The organism is Acidiplasma cupricumulans (assembly GCF_001402935.1).
GTDB classification, from domain to species: domain Archaea; phylum Thermoplasmatota; class Thermoplasmata; order Thermoplasmatales; family Thermoplasmataceae; genus Acidiplasma; species Acidiplasma aeolicum.
In genome coordinates, this window is record NZ_LKBH01000166.1 from 1 (window position 1) to 912 (window position 912).

Genomic DNA, 912 nt, shown 5'->3' on the forward strand with positions numbered 1-912 from the left:
ATTAATAATGTTTAATTTTAAAAAATATGAAATTTTAATTAAAAATCACATAATTCCGGCAATATTTATTGGAATAACTGTATCAATAACAATCTTTATTCTGTCAGTAACGCATATATATTTTGTACCGTTTGCAAAATTTATAGTGTTTTCTTCATTTGCATCAACTTCCTTTTTACTCTTTATGATGCCCGATAATAAATCGGCAAAAATAGATAAATTTTTGAAAAGTTATATTATAGCTGGAATAGTTGGAGTTTTAGGATTTTATATGGCATTTTTTATTTCAATATATTATGTGATTGCCCTTGTGGAGACCTTAGTTGCCATACTGCTTGTTATTTTCCATTCTGAACATCCGCCGGCAATGGGCATAGGCATTGTTTTTATTCTGCAAACTATCAGTTATTTTGCAATATTTTTCTTGATAACTGGCATGGTTATAATAGCAGCTCTTGATTTTCTTTTAAAGAAATTCGTCATTGTGATTGAAGAAGATTTACAATAATTTAAACACATAAATATGTTTAAATATTTAATTATAATATTTTTAAATATGGTAACAAAGGAGGAAATTTTGGAGGTATTAAAGCAGGTATCAGATCCGGAAATTGGCATGGATGTGGTTAACCTTGGACTTGTATATGATGTACAGATAAACGGGGATCGCGTTTATATTAAAATGACTATGACGGCCCCCACCTGTCCGGTAACACCGTGGATACTATCTGAGGCACAAAAGGAGGTCGAAAGCCTTGAGGGGGTTGAGGCTGCCGATATAGAGCTTGTATGGGAGCCGCAGTGGACTCCGGACATGATGAGTGATTATGCCAAGGAACAGTTAAACATGTACTAAAATGTTGATGTTTCATGGTTATTCAGGTTTATAATAAAAAATATTTATTCATATTA

2 protein-coding genes are annotated in these 912 nt (G+C 32.0%); both read left to right on the forward strand.

The features are described 5' to 3' along the window. Positions 1 to 508, forward strand: a 508-nt coding sequence (locus AOG55_RS04555; protein WP_084779404.1) for an HPP family protein, incomplete at its 5' end; no start/stop codon positions are given. 48 nt (positions 509 to 556) lie between these two features. Next, positions 557 to 856: a metal-sulfur cluster assembly factor gene (locus AOG55_RS04560; RefSeq protein WP_048102177.1), complete on the forward strand. Its 300-nt coding sequence runs from the start codon at positions 557 to 559 to the stop codon at positions 854 to 856. Positions 857 to 912: the final 56 nt, after the last annotated feature.

Bases quoted from the DNA above. Each gene is read 5' to 3' on its own strand.
- AOG55_RS04560 (WP_048102177.1), top strand. From the start codon at position 557: ATGGTAACAAAGGAGGAAATTTTGGAGGTATTAAAGCAGGTATCAGAT.